Source organism: Pantoea sp. SGAir0430 (assembly GCF_043549295.1).
This window is the reverse complement of record NZ_CP039427.1, coordinates 3,986,048-4,003,967: the sequence shown is the minus strand read 5'-3', so window position 1 is coordinate 4,003,967 and position 17,920 is coordinate 3,986,048. Positions and strand designations below refer to the sequence as shown.

General features: G+C 54.8%; 17 protein-coding genes, 5 tRNA genes and 1 other annotated feature (1 of these 23 only partly in view). Of the genes, 4 read left to right on the top strand and 18 right to left on the bottom strand.

The annotated features are described in order from the left end of the window. Positions 1–13, top strand: a sequence feature (Phe leader region) (it extends 112 nt beyond the left edge of the window). 22 nt (positions 14–35) lie between these two features. After that, complete coding sequence (gene pheA, locus E7738_RS18650; protein ID WP_021507320.1) at positions 36–1,199, top strand: bifunctional chorismate mutase/prephenate dehydratase; 1,164 nt, start codon at positions 36–38, stop codon at positions 1,197–1,199. A 33-nt stretch (positions 1,200–1,232) separates the two neighbouring features. Here the strand turns inward: pheA and tyrA are convergent, their stop codons facing one another. Together tyrA and E7738_RS18640 are read right to left on the bottom strand one after the other, a co-directional pair. Next, positions 1,233–2,354, bottom strand: a complete 1,122-nt coding sequence (tyrA, locus tag E7738_RS18645) for a bifunctional chorismate mutase/prephenate dehydrogenase (protein WP_021507321.1) — start codon at positions 2,352–2,354, stop codon at positions 1,233–1,235. Positions 2,355–2,360: 6 nt separating this feature from the next. Continuing rightward, a complete protein-coding gene (locus tag E7738_RS18640) occupies positions 2,361–3,440 on the bottom strand; it encodes a 3-deoxy-7-phosphoheptulonate synthase (RefSeq protein WP_021507322.1) in 1,080 nt (359 codons plus the stop codon). 303 nt (positions 3,441–3,743) lie between these two features. Here E7738_RS18640 and E7738_RS18635 point away from each other — a divergent pair, with 303 nt between their 5' ends. Then, complete coding sequence (locus E7738_RS18635; protein ID WP_021507323.1) at positions 3,744–4,265, top strand: GNAT family N-acetyltransferase; 522 nt, start codon at positions 3,744–3,746, stop codon at positions 4,263–4,265. A gap of 57 nt (positions 4,266–4,322) precedes the next feature. Here E7738_RS18635 and rplS read toward each other — a convergent pair whose 3' ends face one another. The 5 genes from rplS to ffh all read right to left on the bottom strand — a co-directional run bounded on the left by rplS (position 4,323) and on the right by ffh (position 7,835). Next, the gene (rplS, locus tag E7738_RS18630) at positions 4,323–4,673 is read right to left on the bottom strand and encodes a 50S ribosomal protein L19 (protein ID WP_021507324.1); all 351 of its coding nucleotides are present in this window, start codon (positions 4,671–4,673) and stop codon (positions 4,323–4,325) included. Positions 4,674–4,715: 42 nt separating this feature from the next. After that, on the bottom strand, positions 4,716–5,480 hold the full coding sequence (gene trmD / locus E7738_RS18625) for a tRNA (guanosine(37)-N1)-methyltransferase TrmD (protein ID WP_021507325.1): 765 nt from the start codon (positions 5,478–5,480) through the stop codon (positions 4,716–4,718). A gap of 35 nt (positions 5,481–5,515) precedes the next feature. Beyond that, the gene (gene rimM / locus E7738_RS18620) at positions 5,516–6,064 is read right to left on the bottom strand and encodes a ribosome maturation factor RimM (RefSeq protein ID WP_021507326.1); all 549 of its coding nucleotides are present in this window, start codon (positions 6,062–6,064) and stop codon (positions 5,516–5,518) included. 18 nt (positions 6,065–6,082) lie between these two features. After that, positions 6,083–6,331 (bottom strand): 30S ribosomal protein S16, encoded by a 249-nt coding sequence (gene rpsP, locus E7738_RS18615; RefSeq protein WP_007893313.1) that lies wholly within the window; start codon positions 6,329–6,331, stop codon positions 6,083–6,085. A 142-nt stretch (positions 6,332–6,473) separates the two neighbouring features. Next, complete coding sequence (ffh, locus tag E7738_RS18610; protein ID WP_021507327.1) at positions 6,474–7,835, bottom strand: signal recognition particle protein; 1,362 nt, start codon at positions 7,833–7,835, stop codon at positions 6,474–6,476. A gap of 166 nt (positions 7,836–8,001) precedes the next feature. Here ffh and E7738_RS18605 point away from each other — a divergent pair, with 166 nt between their 5' ends. Both E7738_RS18605 and E7738_RS18600 read left to right on the top strand, forming a co-directional pair. Next, positions 8,002–8,796, top strand: coding sequence for a cytochrome C assembly family protein (locus E7738_RS18605; RefSeq protein WP_010617128.1), 795 nt, complete (start codon positions 8,002–8,004; stop codon positions 8,794–8,796). A gap of 13 nt (positions 8,797–8,809) precedes the next feature. Further along, a complete protein-coding gene (locus E7738_RS18600; RefSeq protein WP_021507328.1) occupies positions 8,810–10,096 on the top strand; it encodes an HlyC/CorC family transporter in 1,287 nt (428 codons plus the stop codon). A gap of 57 nt (positions 10,097–10,153) precedes the next feature. Here E7738_RS18600 and luxS read toward each other — a convergent pair whose 3' ends face one another. From luxS to alaS, 11 genes are all read right to left on the bottom strand, one after another. Beyond that, positions 10,154–10,669, bottom strand: coding sequence for an S-ribosylhomocysteine lyase (gene luxS, locus E7738_RS18595; RefSeq protein WP_010617126.1), 516 nt, complete (start codon positions 10,667–10,669; stop codon positions 10,154–10,156). Positions 10,670–10,819: 150 nt separating this feature from the next. Next, entirely contained in the window at positions 10,820–12,424 is a 1,605-nt protein-coding gene (gshA, locus tag E7738_RS18590; protein ID WP_021507329.1) for a glutamate--cysteine ligase, read from the bottom strand. A 31-nt stretch (positions 12,425–12,455) separates the two neighbouring features. Continuing rightward, positions 12,456–12,884: a YqaA family protein gene (locus tag E7738_RS18585; RefSeq protein ID WP_264442093.1), complete on the bottom strand. Its 429-nt coding sequence runs from the start codon at positions 12,882–12,884 to the stop codon at positions 12,456–12,458. Beyond that, positions 12,881–13,447 carry a fructose-1-phosphate/6-phosphogluconate phosphatase gene (gene yqaB, locus E7738_RS18580; RefSeq protein ID WP_264442090.1) on the bottom strand — a complete coding sequence of 189 codons (567 nt, stop codon included), beginning with the start codon at positions 13,445–13,447 and terminating at the stop codon, positions 12,881–12,883. The genes E7738_RS18585 and yqaB overlap by 4 nt, the downstream gene beginning before the upstream one ends. 404 nt (positions 13,448–13,851) lie before the next feature. Then, positions 13,852–13,928, bottom strand: a tRNA-Arg gene (locus tag E7738_RS18575). Positions 13,929–13,985: 57 nt separating this feature from the next. Beyond that, a tRNA-Arg gene (locus E7738_RS18570) sits at positions 13,986–14,062 on the bottom strand. A 58-nt stretch (positions 14,063–14,120) separates the two neighbouring features. Beyond that, positions 14,121–14,197, bottom strand: a tRNA-Arg gene (locus E7738_RS18565). A gap of 99 nt (positions 14,198–14,296) precedes the next feature. Then, a tRNA-Arg gene (locus E7738_RS18560) sits at positions 14,297–14,373 on the bottom strand. A gap of 9 nt (positions 14,374–14,382) precedes the next feature. After that, positions 14,383–14,475: transfer RNA gene (locus E7738_RS18555), tRNA-Ser, on the bottom strand. Between the two features lie 307 nt (positions 14,476–14,782). Next, positions 14,783–14,968, bottom strand: coding sequence for a carbon storage regulator CsrA (gene csrA, locus E7738_RS18550; RefSeq protein WP_058759760.1), 186 nt, complete (start codon positions 14,966–14,968; stop codon positions 14,783–14,785). Positions 14,969–15,217: 249 nt separating this feature from the next. Continuing rightward, positions 15,218–17,845 (bottom strand): alanine--tRNA ligase, encoded by a 2,628-nt coding sequence (alaS, locus tag E7738_RS18545; protein WP_264442088.1) that lies wholly within the window; start codon positions 17,843–17,845, stop codon positions 15,218–15,220. Between the last annotated feature and the right edge of the window lie 75 nt (positions 17,846–17,920).

Genomic DNA, 17,920 nt, shown 5'->3' with positions numbered 1-17,920 from the left:
AGGCTTTTTTATTGGACATTTTACAGGTGAGCCCTATGAATCCCGAGAATCCGCTGCTGGCGTTACGCGATAAGATCAGCGCTGTCGATGCCAGGCTGTTAACGCTGCTGGCTGAACGGCGCGCGCTGGCCGTTGAGGTAGCGCAGGCCAAGCTGGCCACCCATCGCCCGATTCGTGACGTCGAGCGCGAACGCGCCCTGCTGGAAAATCTCATCGCGCTGGGTAAAAAACATCAGCTGGATGCGCACTACATCACGCGCCTGTTCCAGTTAGTGATTGAGGATTCGGTGCTGACCCAGCAGGCGCTGCTGCAGAAAAACCTGAATCATCCACATGCGCACGCGCCGCGCATCGCCTTCCTCGGCCCAAAAGGCTCCTATTCGCACCTTGCCGCCCGTAAATACGCCACGCGCCACTTCGATTCGATGGTGGAAATGGGGTGTCTGAAATTCCACGACATCATTCAGCAGGTTGAAAGCGGTCAGGCGGATTACGCGGTGATGCCGATTGAAAACACCAGTTCCGGCTCGATCAATGACGTATATGATTTGCTGCAGCAAACGTCGCTGTCGATCGTCGGCGAGCTGACGATTCCTATCGAACACTGCGTGCTGGTTAGCGGTAATACCGATTTGCAGCAGATTGAAACCGTGTATAGCCATCCGCAGCCGTTCCAGCAGTGCAGCCAGTTCATCAACCGCTTCCCGCAGTGGAAAATCGAATACACCGAAAGTACGGCGGCGGCGATGGAAAAAGTAGCCGCGATGAACTCGCCGCACGTGGCCGCGCTGGGCAGCGAAGCCGGCGGTGAGCTGTATGGTCTGCAGGTGCTGGAGCGCAACCTGGCGAATCAGCAGCAGAACCATACCCGCTTCATTGTGCTCGCGCGTAAACCGATTGAAGTCTCCAGCCAGGTGCCGGCCAAAACCACGCTGATTATGGCGACGGGCCAGCAGGCCGGCGCGCTGGTTGAAGCACTGCTGGTGTTGCGTAATCACAATCTGATCATGAGCAAGCTGGAAAACCGGCCAATCAACGGTAACCCGTGGGAAGAGATGTTTTACATTGATGTGCAGGGCAATCTGCAGTCGGAGAATATGCAGCAGGCGCTGGAAGAACTGCGTGCGCTCACGCGTTCACTGAAGGTGCTGGGCTGCTATCCCGGTGAGAACGTGGTACCGGTAGAACCGCGTCTGTAAAACAAAAAGGCATCCTCGCGGATGCCTTAATCATTACTGGCGACTGTCGTTGGCGGAGCGCAGCATGCTGCGGCTCTCGACAAGGAAGCGTTTCGCGTAGTCACCAAACCAGTGTTCCACACGCTCAAAGCTGTTGATGAACGCCTGTTTATCGCCCTGCTCCAGCAGCGTGATGGCTTCACCAAAACGCTGATAGTAGCGTTTAATCAGCGCCAGATTACTTTCCGACGACATGATAATGTCGGCGTACAGCTGCGGGTCCTGCGCAAACAGCCGTCCTACCATCGCCAGTTCGAGGCGATAGATAGGCGAGGACAGCGCCAGCAGTTGATCCAGATTGACGTTCTCTTCCGCCAGATGCAAACCGTAAGCAAACGTGGCGAAGTGGCGCAGCGCCTGAATGAACGCCATGTTCTGATCGTGCTCAACCGCACTGATGCGGTGTAAGCGCGCGCCCCACACCTGAATCTGTTCCAGGAACCACTGATAGGCTTCCGGCTGACGGCCATCGCACCATACCACCACCTGCTTCGCCAGGCTGCCGCTGTCCGGACCGAACATCGGATGCAGTCCCAGTACCGGGCCGCTGTGCGCCGCCAGCATCGCCTGCAGCGGACGGTTCTTCACCGACGCCAGATCCACCAGAATGCAGTCATCAGGCAGCGCTGGCAGATCGGCAATGATCTGTTCGGTCAGGTGGATCGGCACGCTGATGATCACCATGCCCGCATCGTGCAGCAGTTCATCCGCGCGCGGCCAGTCATCTTTATCAAGAATACGCACCTGATAGCCGGAGAGCGTCAGCATCTTCTCGAACAGACGTCCCATCTGACCGCCGCCGCCGACAATCACCACCGGACGCAGTTCAGGACACAGCGTTTTGAAGCCTTTGTCATTTTCATGCGCATAGGATTCACGCATCAGACGACGCAGTACATCTTCGATCAGGTCCGGCGACACGCCGAGCGCTTCCGCTTCCTGACGACGCGACGCCAGCATACTGGCCTCGCGCTCAGGCACATAAATCGGTAAACCGTAGCGGCTTTTGACTTCGCCGACTTCGGCCACCAGCGCCAGTCGTTTCGCCAGCAGCCCCAGCAGGGCTTTATCTACTTCATCAATTTGATCGCGCAGCGCGGTCAGTTCAGCCACCATGACTCATTACACCTCGTGTGACAGACGCGCCGACAGCACTCCCTGCAGATCCCGATGGATTTCACGCAGCAAAGTTTCAGTGGTTTCCCAGTTGATGCAGGCATCAGTGACGGAAACCCCGTACTTCATCTCGCTACGCGGTTGCTCAGAAGACTGGTTGCCTTCGTGAATATTACTTTCCAGCATCAGGCCAATGATGGAGCGGTTTCCATCTTTAATCTGCGCGATAGCCGATTCGGCTACGCCAGGCTGACGGCGATAGTCTTTGTTAGAATTGCCATGGCTGCAATCTATCATTAAGGCCGGACGCAGTCCCGCTTTCAGCATCTCTTTTTCACACTGCGCGACATCTTCCGGGCCGTAGTTTGGCGCTTTGCCACCGCGCAGAATCACGTGACCATCCGGGTTGCCCTGAGTTTGCAGCAGGCACACCTGACCGGCCTGGTTAATGCCGACGAAGCGGTGCGGCATCGCAGCGGCGCGCATGGCGTTGATTGCGGTGCCGAGGCTGCCATCGGTGCCGTTTTTAAAGCCTACCGGCATCGACAGGCCAGACGCCATTTCACGGTGCGTCTGCGATTCTGTGGTACGCGCCCCAATCGCCGACCAGCTAAACAGATCGCCGAGGTATTGCGGGCTATTGGGGTCGAGTGCTTCGGTGGCCAGCGGCAGGCCCATCTCCACAAGATTGACCAGCAGCTGACGCGCAATGTGCAGGCCGGCTTCCATATCAAACGAGTTGTTCATGTAAGGATCGTTGATTAACCCTTTCCAGCCGACGGTGGTACGGGGTTTTTCAAAATAGACGCGCATAACGATATACAGCTGATCCTTCAACTGTGCTGAGAGTGTTTGTAACTGACGAGCGTAATCCAGTGCGGCTTCGGTATCGTGAATCGAGCAGGGACCGCACACCACCAGCAGACGCGGATCGCGACCCGCGATGATATCCGCGATGGTCTGGCGGGAAGCGGCAATTTGCGCTTCCTGCGCCGCAGTCAGCGGGAACTTCGCTTTCAGTTCCTGTGGCGTGATTAAAATCTGTTCGTCGGCGATATGCACATTGTTCAGCGCGTCTTTTTGCATGATGGCGATCCTTTTTCACTCGTTATGCGGTTTTACGATCCTCACTGAGGATGACGCTTACTTTACCACAGCATGTAAATCATGCAATCCATGCATGTACACTTTTATTACCACTCTCTTTTAAACTACAAAATAAAAGTTAATTAAAATATATAAATCATTAAGTTAACAACCTTAAAGCCTGTAAGCTCCATCAAACAAAAATGTAAAGTTATAATTACACCCATCTGACCAGGCCAGATGTTTTTTCCTTACGATATCGCTAACATGCTGTTATCCATTTGATTAATTCAGGATCGCTTTATGTCCATCCCTGAAGTCGCGCTGCGTCCTTTTATTCTGCAGGATGCCGAAGCGTTTACGCATGCCGTTAATCAGTCTCTGAACAGCCTGCTGCCGTGGATGGTATGGGCACATGCGGATTACAGCGTTGATGAAGCCGTGAGCTGGATCAACTTCACCCATCTGCAGCGTCAAAAGGGTGAAGCTGAAGAGTTCGCGATTGTTGATGGCAACGATCGGTTGCTGGGCGGTGCTGGCTTACGTTATGCGCGTCAGCCCGGTGAGTTCAGTGCGCTGGGCTACTGGGTTCGCAGCGAGGCGCAGCAACAGGGCGTTGCCCGCCGGGCAGTGGCACAGCTGGTGAATCTGGCGTTCGCCCAGCCACACATAACTGTGCTGGAGATTCTTGCTGCAGAAGAGAATCACGCCAGCCGCGCCGTGGCCCTGCGCAGCGGCTTCTCGTTTGTGGATTACCGCTACGGGTTGATTGTGCTGGAGAGCGGGCCGGTCAACACGGCGATCTATCACCTCAGACGCCCATAAAAAAAGGGGCTGGCCTTATGGCCAACCCCTTGTTTGCTATTAACTTTGGGATGTCGCTTACGCGCCAAGACGCTCTTTGATACGAGCTGACTTACCGGTACGCTCACGCAGGTAGTACAGTTTGGCTTTACGCACAGCACCACGACGTTTGACAGTAATGCTGTCAATTACCGGAGAGTGAGTCTGGAAGACACGCTCAACGCCTTCGCCGTTAGAAATCTTGCGAACAGTGAATGCAGAGTGCAGACCGCGGTTACGAATAGCGATAACCACGCCCTCGAATGCCTGCAGACGTTTCTTAGAACCTTCAACGACCCATACTTTCACTTCCACGGAATCACCCGGACGGAAGGAAGGTACGTCCTGTTTCATCTGCTCTTGTTCAAGTTGCTTGATAATGTTGCTCATAATTAAATCTCTTATCCTGGGTAAACTGATAGTCAGGGAAGATTACTCTTCCACCTCATCGTTTTGTTGCTGCTGATGTTCCCGCTGGAACTCACTTAGCAACCTTGCTTGCTCTTCAGTCAGAGCCAGGTTTTCCAGAAGTTCAGGTCTTCTTAGCCAGGTACGGCCCAGCGACTGTTTCAGGCGCCAGCGGCGAATATCGGCATGGTTGCCCGACAGCAGAACTGGCGGAACCTCCATCCCTTCTAACACTTCAGGTCGGGTATAGTGCGGGCAATCCAGCAGACCTTCCGAGAACGAATCCTCATCGGCTGACGCCTGTTTCCCCAGCACGCCAGGAATAAACCGGGCGACCGAGTCAATTAACGTCATCGCTGGCAGCTCACCGCCACTGAGCACGTAATCACCGATTGACCATTCTTCATCAATCTCAGTGTGAATCACACGCTCATCTATCCCTTCATAACGACCGCAAACCAGAATTAACTTCTGGCTGGTCGCCAGTTCGCAAACGCCTTGCTGGTCAAGTTTGCGACCCTGAGGTGAAAGATAAATCACCTTAGCGCCTTCTCCCGCCGCCGCTTTCGCTGCGTGGATAGCATCCCGTAAGGGTTGCACCATCATCAACATACCCGGTCCGCCGCCGTAAGGACGATCGTCCACGGTACGGTGCCGGTCATGCGTGAAGTCACGTGGACTCCAGCTCTCTATGTTGAGCAGGCCATTCTTTACTGCCCGGCCAGTTACCCCGTACTCGGTAATAGCGCGAAACATCTCAGGAAACAGGCTAATAACACCAATCCACATCGCGTTCGCCGTTACGTTACCGGATTGTCCGGAGATCAAAAACCAGGATCCCAGTCTACTTCAATGGTGCCAGTAGCGAGATCGACTTTCTTGATAACCTGTTCATCAAGAAACGGTATTAACCGCTCCTGTACACCGAATGCATCTTTCAGGTTTGCCTTTACGACGAGAACGTCGTTCGAGCCGGTCTCCATCAAATCAATGACTTTGCCCATCTCGTAGCCATCGAGGTTTACCACTTTGCAACCCATCAGGTCTTTCCAGTAGTAATCGCCCTCTTCCAGCGCCGGCAGCTGCGTGGAGTCAACCGTAATTTCGCAATTGGTCAACTGTGCCGCAGCGTCCCGATCGTCAATGCCTTTGACTTTGATGATCAGGTCCTGATTGTGGTGCTTCCAACCCTCAAGCTCGACCTGCTGCCATTGACCGGCGCGCTGGATAAACCAGGGTTGATAGTCGAAGATGCTTTCAGCGTCTTCAGTGGAGGAAAACACTTTGAGCCAACCCCGAATTCCGTAAGCGGCACCCATTTTGCCCAGAATGATTGGGTTAACGGGAGGCTGTGCGGCAGGTTTACTGCTCATGCTCACCACCGTGACAGATTAAGCTGCTTTTTTTGCTTCTTTGATCAGCGCGTTAACGCGATCAGAAAGCGTTGCGCCCTGGCCAACCCAGTGCTCAATACGGTCCAGATCCAGACGCAGACCTTCAGCCTGACCAGAAGCGATCGGGTTGAAGAAACCTACGCGCTCGATGAAACGACCGTTGCGAGCATTGCGGCTGTCAGTGACGACGACCTGATAGAACGGACGCTTTTTAGCGCCGTGACGTGCCAAACGAATGGTTACCATAACATCCTCTTTAGTTAATAAAACAACCGGGCCCCATCGAGGAACGGGGCCCGGGTGCAATATAAAAAGCCCGAAAATTTTACTCATTTTGGCGCAAAAAGCAACCTGAGTGACTTAATTTTCTGGTTCGGGCTCTGTCGCCTTAGCGGCCGGGGAATCCTGGCGGCATCATGCCTTTCATGCCACGCATCATTTTGGCCATGCCGCCCTTCTTCATTTTCTTCATCATGCGCTGCATATCATCAAACTGCTTCAGCAGCCGGTTGACGTCCTGCACCTGCATACCGGAACCGGTAGCGATACGGCGCTTACGCGAACCTTTGATGATCTCGGGCTTCTCACGCTCTTTGCGCGTCATCGAATTGATGATGGCTTCCATGCGCACCAGCACCTTGTCATCCATCTGCGATTTAACGTTATCCGGCAGCTGGCCCATGCCCGGCAGTTTGCCCATCAGGCTGGCCATGCCGCCCATGTTGCGCATCTGCTTAAGCTGCTCCAGGAAGTCGTTGAGATCGAAACCGTCGCCGGTTTTCAGCTTCTTCGCCAGCTTTTCCGCCTGCTCGCGGTCAACTTTGCTCTCGATATCTTCAATCAGCGACAGCACGTCGCCCATGCCGAGAATGCGCGACGCGATACGGTCCGGATAGAACGCCTCCAGCGCATCGGTCTTCTCGCCCATCCCCATGAATTTGATTGGCTTGCCAGTGATGTGACGAATCGACAGCGCCGCACCGCCGCGCGCATCGCCGTCGACCTTGGTCAGGATCACACCGGTTAGCGGCAGCGCTTCGTTGAACGCTTTCGCGGTATTGGCGGCATCCTGACCGGTCATGGCATCGACGACAAACAGCGTTTCAACCGGATTGATCGCAGCATGCACCTGCTTGATCTCATCCATCATCGCTTCGTCAACGTGCAGACGGCCGGCGGTATCCACCAGCAGCACGTCATAGAACTGCAGACGGGCTTCTTTCAGCGCGTTGTTAACGATATCCACCGGCTTCTGGCTGAGGTCGGACGGACAGAAATCCACACCGACCTGCTGCGCCAGGGTTTCCAGCTGTTTGATCGCCGCCGGGCGGTAGACGTCCGCAGACACCACCAGCACCTTTTTCTTGTGCTTTTCGCGCAGGAATTTACCGAGTTTACCGACGCTGGTGGTTTTACCGGCACCCTGCAGGCCCGCCATCAGCACCACGGCCGGCGGCTGAGCATTAAGGTTCAGCGCGTTATTTTCGGCCCCCATCGCCGCAACCAGTTCGTTGCGCACGATTTTGATAAACTCCTGACCCGGCGTCAGGCTTTTGTTTACATCCTGACCCACCGCGGCTTCTTTCACGCGGTTGATGAAATCGCGCACTACCGGCAGCGCAACGTCGGCCTCCAGCAGCGCCATACGCACTTCGCGCAGCGTATCTTTGATGTTGTCTTCGGTCAGCCTTCCGCGGCCACTGATATTGCGCAGGGTTTGCGACAAACGATCGGTTAAATTATCAAACATGCTCTCTCACTTAATAGCGTAGCGAGGCCGCCAGGGCGACACAATGCGGCGGATTATAACACGAAGCCAGGCCGATCTCTGCAATTGACCGTGAGATCGTTTGGAGCCTGCTGCCGCTGGCGCTATACTGCTTTTTTCCTTATCTGACCGACACCTGAAAGGATCTATGTTCGTTTTCGCGATCGTGGCGCTGTTCGCCTACTCTCTCAGTCTTGCATTGATCATTCCCAGTCTGCTGAAACGCAACAGCGGCTGGCGGCGTTTTGCCGTGTTATCCGCCTGCGTGGCGCTGATTGCCCATGCGGTAGCGCTGCAGCAACGCATATTTGCCGTCGATAATGGACAAAACCTTAGCCTGCTGAATATTGGTTCGCTGGTCAGTTTGCTCATCTGCGCCATCATGACTATCGTCGCGTCGCGCAATCGCGGCTGGCTGCTGCTGCCGATTGTTTACAGTTTTGCGCTGATCAATCTGGCCTTCGCCACCTTTGTGCCAAACGCCTTTATCACCCATCTTGAGACCACGCCTGGCATGATGGTGCACATCGGTCTGTCGCTGTTTGCCTATGCCACGCTGATCATCGCGGCGCTGTATGCGCTGCAGCTGGCGTGGATCGACTATCAGTTAAAGAACAAAAAGCTGACGTTCACCCAGGATATGCCGCCGCTGCTCAGCATTGAGCGTAAGATGTTTCACATCACGCAGATAGGCGTGGTATTGCTGACGCTGGTGCTGTGCACCGGCCTGTTCTTTATGAATAACCTGTTCAGCCCGGAAAACATTGATAAAGCGGTGCTGTCGATTATCGCCTGGTTTGTCTACATCGTGCTGCTGTGGGGCCACTATCATGAAGGCTGGCGCGGTCGCCGTGTGGTGTGGTTCAACTGCGGCGGTGCGCTGCTGCTGACCATGGCCTATTTCGGCAGCCGCGTTCTGCAGCACCTGCTCACCTCTCACTAAAGGAATTTTTGCGTTGGAACATGTTTCAACCACCACGCTCATTATCACGCTGATCATTATGGTGCTGGTCTCGGCCTACTTCTCGGGTTCAGAGACCGGCATGATGACGCTCAACCGCTACAAACTTCGCCACAAAGCCAAAAGCGGCAACCGCAGCGCGCGTCGCGTTGAGAAACTGCTGCGTCGCCCCGACCGTCTGATTAGCCTGGTGCTGATCGGCAACAACCTCGTGAATATCCTCGCCTCGGCGCTCGGCACCATTGTCGGTATGCGCCTGTACGGCGATGCCGGCGTAGCCATCGCCACCGGCGTGCTGACCTTCGTGGTGCTGGTGTTTGCCGAAGTGCTGCCTAAAACCGTCGCGGCGCTCTATCCGGAAAAAGTTGCGTATCCCAGCAGTTTTCTGCTGGCGCCGCTGCAGTACGTGATGCTGCCGCTGGTGTGGCTGCTCAATACCATTACCCGCATTCTGATGCGCATGGTGGGCATCAAGACCGAAGGGTCGATTAACTCCGCTCTCAGCAAAGAAGAGCTGCGCACCATCGTGTATGAATCCCGCTCGCTGATGTCGCGCCGCAACCAGGATATGCTGCTGTCGGTGCTGGACCTTGAGAAGGTCAACGTTGACGACATCATGGTGCCGCGCAATGAGATCGTCGGCATCAATATCAACGATGAGTGGAAGTCGATCGAGCGTCAGCTAAGCAACTCACCGCATGGCCGTATTGTGCTGTTCCGCGACTCACTGGACGATAGCGTAGGCATGCTGCGCGTGCGCGAAGCGTGGCGCATGATGGCCGAGAAAAAAGAGTTCAATAAAGAGCGACTGCTGCGCGCTGCCGATGAAATCTACTACGTGCCGGAAGGTACGCCTCTTAACGTGCAGCTGGTAAAATTCCAGCGCAATAAGAAGAAAGTGGGGCTGGTGATCGATGAGTACGGCGACATCAAAGGACTGGTTACCATCGAAGATATTCTGGAAGAGATCGTCGGCGACTTCACCACCTCCATGTCACCGTCACTGGCCGAAGAAGTGATGCCGCAAAACGACGGTTCGGTACTGATTGAAGGCAGCGCCAACGTGCGGGAAATCAATAAGGCCTTCAACTGGACGCTGCCGGAAGAGGAAGCGCGCACCATCAACGGTATGCTGCTGGAAGCGCTGGAAGAGATCCCGCAGATGGACACGCAAGTACAGGTTGGCCATTACGACATTGATATTCTTGATGTGCAGGACAACATGGTGAAGCAGGTGCGCATCACGCCGCATCAGCCGCTGAAAGCGTCCATCGGTTCCTGAGACGATAAAAACAAAACGCCGCGATAATCGCGGCGTTTTTTATGGCTGAAGCGGCAACTAGAGTTGCAGCTCTTTGAGCTTTTCAGCCGGCAGCTTCAGATCTTCGTTACGGTTAACGCCAATGTCGTGCGCCAGCACGTTGCGCGCAATCTGCTGCGCTTCGTCCAGCGAGTGCAGCTTGTAGCTGCCGCACTGGTATTCGTTCAGTTCCGGAATCTGGTTCTGATCTTTTACCTTCAGCACATCTTCCATCGCGCCTTTCCACGCTTTTGCCACGCGCTGCTCGTCTGGCGTACCAATCAGGCTCATGTAGAAGCCGGTGCGGCAGCCCATCGGTGAGATATCGACGATTTCCACGCCGTCACCGTTGAGGTGGTTACGCATGAAGCCCGCGAACAGGTGCTCCAGCGTGTGGATGCCGCGTTCGGTCAGGATGTCGATATTCGGACGGCAGAAACGCAGATCGAAAACGGTGATGGTATCGCCATGCGGAGTGTTCATGGTCTTCGCCACGCGTACCGCTGGCGCGCCCATGATGGTGTGATCAACAGTAAAACTATCCAGTAGTGGCATACGTCACCTCCTGTTTTGAGATTTTTTTTAAAACGATGAAACTTTTCTGTTCGCCCAACGTCTGAATATATGAAAGACGCGCATTTGTTATCATCATCCCTGACAACAGAGATGTTAATTTAGGCCACAGTGATGTGGCCATTTTCTTTTCTAGCCTTCGCGACCTGCCAGATAGCTGGCAAAATCCAGTGTATCACTCTGCTCCAGCTGCTGCTGTTTCAGCACCGACTCCTGCGCCTGACGGCTAAAATCGGCTTCGGTAAGAATTTCCAGTGGCTCTTCGCACAGCAGATGACGATACTGCTCGGCCAGCGCCACGCCGGCTCCGGTCAGCCCCTGCTCTTTAATGGCTTGCAGAATGCGCGCCGAATAGGTTAGCTCAGGATCGTCAAACGACGCTACCAGTTGATCGCAAACCTGTTGATATTGCGTGCTGCCGTCGTTGCTATCCAGCACTTCAGCCACCCGGCGCAGATCGGCAAACAGCGCTTTACCGACATCAACCAGCAGATGTTCCGTATCACTGCAGCCCACGCCGATCACCTGACCCGGCTTGCGCCCTTCCAGCACCACGCGGTTCCAGTTTTTCCGGCTGCACAGCAGCTCATCTGCGCTCATCTCCGGCGCATCGGCCAGCGTACACCAAATCAGGAACAGATCGAGGAAGCGCGCCTGATCGGCGTCCACACCGATGGCAGAGAACGGGTTGATGTCCAGTGAACGCACTTCAATGTACTCAATGCCGCCGCGCAGCAGCGCATCGGACGGCGCCTCACCCGAGCGGGTCACGCGTTTTGGACGAATCGGTGCGTACAGTTCGTTCTCGATTTGCAGCACGTTGGTATTGAGCTGCAGCCAGTTGCCTTCCGCGTCTTTGGTGCCCATCGCCGCATATTCGGCAGACGGTGTTTTGATCGCCGCTTTCAGCGCAGCGACATACCCTTCCAGCGAGTTGAAGGTAATGCCCAGCCCGCTTTGTGATTTATTGGTGTAGCCCAGATCGCTCAGGCGCAGCGACGTGGCATACGGCAGCCACAATGTTCCTTCGCCGTTGGTTTCGAACGGCAGCTTACTTTCCCGTCCCTGCAGGAAGGAAGAGCAGATGGCTGGCGAAGCGCCAAACAGATAAGGAATCACCCAGCCGTAGCGATAGTAGTTGCGAATCAGGCGCAGATAGCCCGCCGAGATGGTCTCTTTGCCGCTCTCCGCGTCTTTGACATCCGCCCACTCCTGCCAGAACGACAGCGGCAGCGAGAAGTTATAGTGCACGCCAGAAATAATCTGCATCAGCGCGCTGTAGCGGTTTTTCAGCCCCTGACGATACAGGGTTTTCATTTTGCCGATATTGGAGCTGCCGTACTGCGCCAGCTCAATGTTGTCCACATCTTCAACATAGCCCGGCATACTGAACGGCCACATGCGCTCGTCGCCCAGCTCGCGTGCCACGTGACGGTGGATGTCGCGCAGAAACGCCAGGGAGCGATCGATGTTCTGATCCACCGGGGTGATGAACTCCAGCAGCGTTTCAGCAAAATCGGTGGTAATCCAGTCGTGCTTCAGCGCTGAACCCAGCGATTCAGGGTGGCCAGTGGTAGCCAGATGACCATTCGGCTGGACGCGAAGTGTTTCACGTTCAATGCCACGGCCGATACCCTTTAACGCGTCGGGATGCGCTTCCAGCCAGGAGAGCGCTTTTGATACGTCCGGGATCACATTAACCTCCCGCTGTGTGAATAATTTATTTTTGTTCAGCATAATGTTAACCGTAGCCTCGAATCTGTGCGAATCAATGCCACCATTGCATACCTTGTAAAGTGGCGGTCGCGATAACGATATAACGCAGCGTTTTACCCAGGGCGAGAAACAGCACGCAGGGCAGCCAGGAGAAGCGCAACCACCCTGCGAGCACGCAGAGTAAATCGCCCACCACTGGCAGCCAGCTAAACAGCAGCGCTGCGGGTCCCCATCGTTGTAGCCACGTCATTGCTGTGTCGTGCCATCGCCCCAGCCCTGTTGCTGGCATCAGGCGACCAAGAAGAATGTTGGTCAGGCCGCCCAGCGTGTTTCCCACTGATGCAGCCAGTAACAATCCATAGACCGACCCTTTCTGGGCGATCAATAACGCAATCAGCACCGCTTCTGAGCTGCCCGGAAGCAGCGTTGCACTCAGAAAGCTACTGCCGAATAACGATCCATACGTCAGAAATTCATTCACAGTAAACGAACATCAACCACATCCATGCCCGCCACTTTAGCTGCCTGCACGCCAAAGTCAGCATCCTCGAATACCACGCAGCGCGCAGGCGCAACGCCCATCAGCTCTGCACAGCGTAAGAAGGTATCAGGCTGCGGCTTATGACGCTGGACATCGTCCGCGCCGACTACCGCATCAAACAGATGATAAACGTTGAGCGCTTCCAGCAGCGCTTTGGCTAAGCTGTGTTCGCTGCCGGTGCCAACCGCCATCGGACGGCGACCGTGATAGGCTTTGACCACCTGCATCAGCGGCAGCGGACGCACGTCTTCCAGCAGCATCGCTTTCAATGCCGCCGTTTTCTCTGCCGCCAGCTGATGCGGATCGTGCTGCGCCTGATTCTGTTCCAGAATATAGCGGGCCAGTTGCCAGGTGGGTGCCCCGTTGAATGCCACCATCTTTTCTTCGTCCATGGTGAAACCATAGCGGCTCAGCACCTGCTGCCAGGCTTTTCGATGTGTCGGCTCGGTATCAAGAATGGTGCCGTCCATATCGAAAATCAGGGCGTCATAGTGGTCGTACATTGTGACTCCATTAACACCACAAAATGAGCCATTACTTTAGCGTAATGCGCTCAGGTTGTCGCCAGGCAGGCTTAACCGCAAATGCTTTGAAAGCATTAGCAATTTTCCTTTTCAGAATAAGGTCAGACCGCGCGACCGGGGATAAATGGCGGTAAATGCAGTGATTTTTTGATGGAGACGGCGCGTGAGAAAATCTTTCGGAATGCGGATGTTGAAACGGGTCAGGAATGAAGCGGAACAGCGCACAAGGGCAGTTTGCTTTTTATTTGATGGTGCATCCAGGAGGATGATTCGGCTGGCGCCTCACCCTGCGGGCCGTTGCTGAAGCAACGTTATCCTCCTTGGCACGTCCTGAACGATTATCGCATCATGACACACTGAGGCACTTTCCATCTCGGAGAAGATGGTGCATCCAGGAGGATTCGAACCTCCGACCGCTCGGTTCGTAGCCGAGTACTCTATCCAGCTGAGCTATGGATGCATTGAGAGATTTTCTTACGATGGACTAACTGAAATCAATCTGGGAATGATACAAGAATGGTGCATCCAGGAGGATTCGAACCTCCGACCGCTCGGTTCGTAGCCGAGTACTCTATCCAGCTGAGCTATGGATGCATTGAGAGATTTTCTTACGATGGACTAACTGAAATCAACCTGGGAATGATACAAAGAATGGTGCATCCAGGAGGATTCGAACCTCCGACCGCTCGGTTCGTAGCCGAGTACTCTATCCAGCTGAGCTATGGATGCATTAAATGATTCTTGTACAACGCAGGGTGCTAACAACTCACCATGAAAGGAACTACTCGTTCACTCTTACTACTCTGAAGTAAATACCATATCCGAAGATGGTGCATCCAGGAGGATTCGAACCTCCGACCGCTCGGTTCGTAGCCGAGTACTCTATCCAGCTGAGCTATGGATGCATCGGAAAATGGCGGTGAGGCGGGGATTCGAACCCCGGATGCAGCTTTTGACCGCATACTCCCTTAGCAGGGGAGCGCCTTCAGCCTCTCGGCCACCTCACCTTACGCGTTCTTGCGAACCGTGCTTTTGAACTTTGTTTCCGCTCATCGGCACTGCGTGGCGCACATATTACTTTCCCGGACTTATAAGTCAAACAATTTTTCCCGACTTTTTACCGATTCAGGTTTGATTGCGCAAATGACGTGCAATCCGCATGTTTTGCCGACAAAAAGAGTGATTTATCAACAGTAAAAGCGTGCGGCAGCCGACATAATTCGCGTAAAAATCAGGAGAGCGTGAACGGGTAAAAACAACGACGGGAGGAAGAGAAGCGGTAGCGCCTCGCCACATAGCGAGGCACTGAATACGTTATTGAGGTGTAATCTGTGTTTTTTCAGCCTGGATGCGCTGATAGATCTCTTCACGGTGAACCGACACTTCTTTTGGCGCGTTTACGCCTATGCGGACCTGGTTACCCTTAACACCCAGCACCGTTACAGTTACCTCATCACCAATCATGAGGGTTTCACCAACTCGACGAGTTAGAATAAGCATTCTTTGCTCCTTGAAAGATTAAAAGAGTCGGGCCTGTTCGGTCTCCCGGCCATATCCATCATATAACGCTGAACAATGCCTATGACAAATACACCATTGTGTTCTGCCATGCCAATACATTCTGCTGATAGTTAGTTTAGCCGAAATACACTACATCAACCGGACTTTGTCATTACCTGGTGCACACCGCGTTAAAAAGCGCCGAAACAGATGTTCCTGGCGCTCTTCACGATGCTTAATTTTATTTAGTTACAGCCGGTTACTCACCCACTCCGGCACGCCAGCCAGCGCGCCAGAAAGTGCCTGGGCGTCGGTTCCGCCAGCCTGCGCCAGGTCCGGACGCCCGCCGCCTTTACCGCCGACCTGCGCAGCCAGTTCGCCAATCAGCTCACCGGCCTTCACCCGATCGGTCAGATCTTTGGTGACGCCAGCAATCAGCGACACCTTACCTTCTGCAACGGTTGCCAGTACGATGACAGCAGAACCAAGCTGATTTTTCAGATCGTCCACCATCGTGCGCAGCATTTTTGGCTCGACATTGCTGAGTTCGCTTACCAGCAGTTTCGCGCCCTTCACCTCAACCGCTTTGCTACTCAGTGAAGCGCTTTCCTGCGCCGCTTGCTGATCGCGTAGCTGTTGCAGCTCTTTCTCCAGCGCACGCACATTTTCTACCAGTCCGCGCACTTTCTCGTTCAGATTACTGTGGTTGGCTTTCACCACCTGAGCAATATCGGTTAGCTGATCGCTCTGCGCGTGCAGTTGTGCAATCGCGGCTTCACCGGTCACCGCTTCGATACGGCGAATACCCGCCGCCGTGCCGGCTTCGCCCTGAATGCGGAACAGGCCGATGTCACCGGTGCGAGCCGCGTGTGTACCGCCGCACAGCTCAATGGAGTATTCGCCCATGCTGACTACGCGCACACGCTGATCGTACTTCTCACCGAACAGCGCGGTGGCGCCCAGCGCTTTCGCCTCTTCCAGGTCCATCACGTTAGTAGTGATAGGCAGGTTGCGGCGAATCTGGGCGTTAACGATATCCTCAACCGCACGAATCTGCTGCGGCTTCATGGCTTCGCCGTGTGAGAAGTCAAAACGCAGGTACTTGTCGTTGTTGAGCGAGCCTTTCTGGCCAACGTGATCGCCCAGCACTTCGCGCAACGCTTCGTGCATCAGATGCGTCGCGGAGTGGTTAAGGATGATGCGCGAACGACGCACTTCATCCACCTGCGCCTGCAGGCGATCGCCCACCCGCAGCTGACCCTGACGTAGCTTACCGATATGACCAAAGGCTTTGCCATATTTTTGCGTATCCTGCACGCTAAATTCAGCATTTTGCCCGGTCAGAACGCCGGTATCGCCCACCTGGCCGCCAGACTCACCGTAGAACGGGGTCTGATCCAGAATCACCACCGCATCCTGCCCGGCAGTAACCTGCTCAACCTGCTGGCCGTCCACAAACAGCGCCTGCACCGTCGCCTCGAGCGAGAGGTGGTCGTAACCTTTGAATTGAGTCGGCGTATCAAAGCGGATAACCGTGTTGTAATCGGTACCGAAGCCGCTGGCTTCACGCGCACGCTGACGCTGCTGCTCCATCGCCGCTTCAAAGCCCGCTTCGTCAATCTTCAGATTGCGCTCACGGCATACGTCAGCAGTCAGGTCCGCCGGGAAGCCGAAGGTGTCATACAGACGGAACACCGTTTCGCCGTCGAGGGTGTCGCCTTTCAGCTTCGCCAGCTCGTCGTCCAGCAGTGCCAGGCCACGCTCCAGCGTTTTAGCAAACTGCTCTTCTTCATTTTTCAGGGCGTTCTCAACGTGCTTCTGCTGACGTTTGAGATCCTCACCTGCTGCGCCCATCACCTCGATCAGCGGAGCCACCAGTTTGTAGAAGAACGCTTCTTTCGCGCCCAGCATGTTGCCATGACGCACTGCGCGGCGAATGATGCGACGCAGCACATAGCCACGGTTTTCATTCGACGGGATGACACCATCGGCAATCAGGAAGGCACACGAACGGATGTGGTCGGCGATTACGCGCAGTGATTTGTTGTTCAGATCGGTCGCACCGGTTACCTGCGCCACCGCTTTAATCAGCTTCGCGAACAGATCGATTTCATAGTTGGAGTTCACATGCTGCAGTACCGCGGCGATACGCTCAAGGCCCATACCGGTATCCACCGACGGTTTCGGCAGTGGCTGCATGGTGCCGTCGGCCTGACGGTTGAACTGCATGAACACGATGTTCCAGATTTCGATATAGCGATCGCCATCCTCTTCCGGACTGCCCGGAGGACCGCCCCAGATATGGTCACCGTGATCGTAGAAGATTTCGGTGCACGGACCGCAAGGGCCGGTGTCACCCATCTGCCAGAAGTTGTCAGAGGCGTAAGCACCGCCTTTATTATCGCCAATGCGGATAATACGTTCGCGCGGTACGCCGATGTCATTGGCCCAGATTTCAAAGGCTTCGTCATCGGTTTCGTATACGGTTACCCACAGACGCTCTTTCGGCAGCTTAAACCACTGCTCGCCCGTCAGCAGTTCCCAGGCGTAGGCAATGGCTTCTTTCTTGAAGTAGTCGCCAAAGCTGAAGTTGCCCAGCATTTCAAAGAAGGTGTGGTGACGCGCGGTGTAGCCGACGTTTTCCAGGTCATTGTGCTTACCGCCGGCACGCACGCAGCGCTGCGACGTGGTGGCACGCGAATAATCGCGCTTGTCCTGACCAAGGAAAACGTCTTTAAATTGCACCATGCCGGCGTTAGTAAACAGCAACGTCGGATCGTTGTTTGGTACGAGGGAGCTGCTGGCTACAACCTGATGTCCCTTGCTATGAAAAAAGTCGAGAAACGCTTGACGGATCTCAGCAGTGCTCTTGCTCATAAAATTCCTGGAATCACGCTAACGAACGTTCCCTTTCGCTGGCAAACCGCATGCGCCCGGCCCGCCACTGACTGA

Coding starts and splice junctions, on each gene's coding strand:
- E7738_RS18605 (WP_010617128.1), top strand. CDS start 8,002: ATGTTCGTTTTCGCGATCGTGGCGCTGTTCGCCTACTCTCTCAGTCTT.
- yqaB (WP_264442090.1), bottom strand. CDS start 13,447: ATGTACGACCACTATGACGCCCTGATTTTCGATATGGACGGCACCATT.
- gshA (WP_021507329.1), bottom strand. CDS start 12,424: ATGCTGAACAAAAATAAATTATTCACACAGCGGGAGGTTAATGTGATC.
- luxS (WP_010617126.1), bottom strand. CDS start 10,669: ATGCCACTACTGGATAGTTTTACTGTTGATCACACCATCATGGGCGCG.
- rimM (WP_021507326.1), bottom strand. CDS start 6,064: ATGAGCAGTAAACCTGCCGCACAGCCTCCCGTTAACCCAATCATTCTG.
- E7738_RS18640 (WP_021507322.1), bottom strand. CDS start 3,440: ATGCAAAAAGACGCGCTGAACAATGTGCATATCGCCGACGAACAGATT.
- rpsP (WP_007893313.1), bottom strand. CDS start 6,331: ATGGTAACCATTCGTTTGGCACGTCACGGCGCTAAAAAGCGTCCGTTC.
- alaS (WP_264442088.1), bottom strand. CDS start 17,845: ATGAGCAAGAGCACTGCTGAGATCCGTCAAGCGTTTCTCGACTTTTTT.
- trmD (WP_021507325.1), bottom strand. CDS start 5,480: ATGTGGATTGGTGTTATTAGCCTGTTTCCTGAGATGTTTCGCGCTATT.
- ffh (WP_021507327.1), bottom strand. CDS start 7,835: ATGTTTGATAATTTAACCGATCGTTTGTCGCAAACCCTGCGCAATATC.
- E7738_RS18635 (WP_021507323.1), top strand. CDS start 3,744: ATGTCCATCCCTGAAGTCGCGCTGCGTCCTTTTATTCTGCAGGATGCC.
- rplS (WP_021507324.1), bottom strand. CDS start 4,673: ATGAGCAACATTATCAAGCAACTTGAACAAGAGCAGATGAAACAGGAC.
- tyrA (WP_021507321.1), bottom strand. CDS start 2,354: ATGGTGGCTGAACTGACCGCGCTGCGCGATCAAATTGATGAAGTAGAT.
- csrA (WP_058759760.1), bottom strand. CDS start 14,968: ATGCTTATTCTAACTCGTCGAGTTGGTGAAACCCTCATGATTGGTGAT.
- pheA (WP_021507320.1), top strand. CDS start 36: ATGAATCCCGAGAATCCGCTGCTGGCGTTACGCGATAAGATCAGCGCT.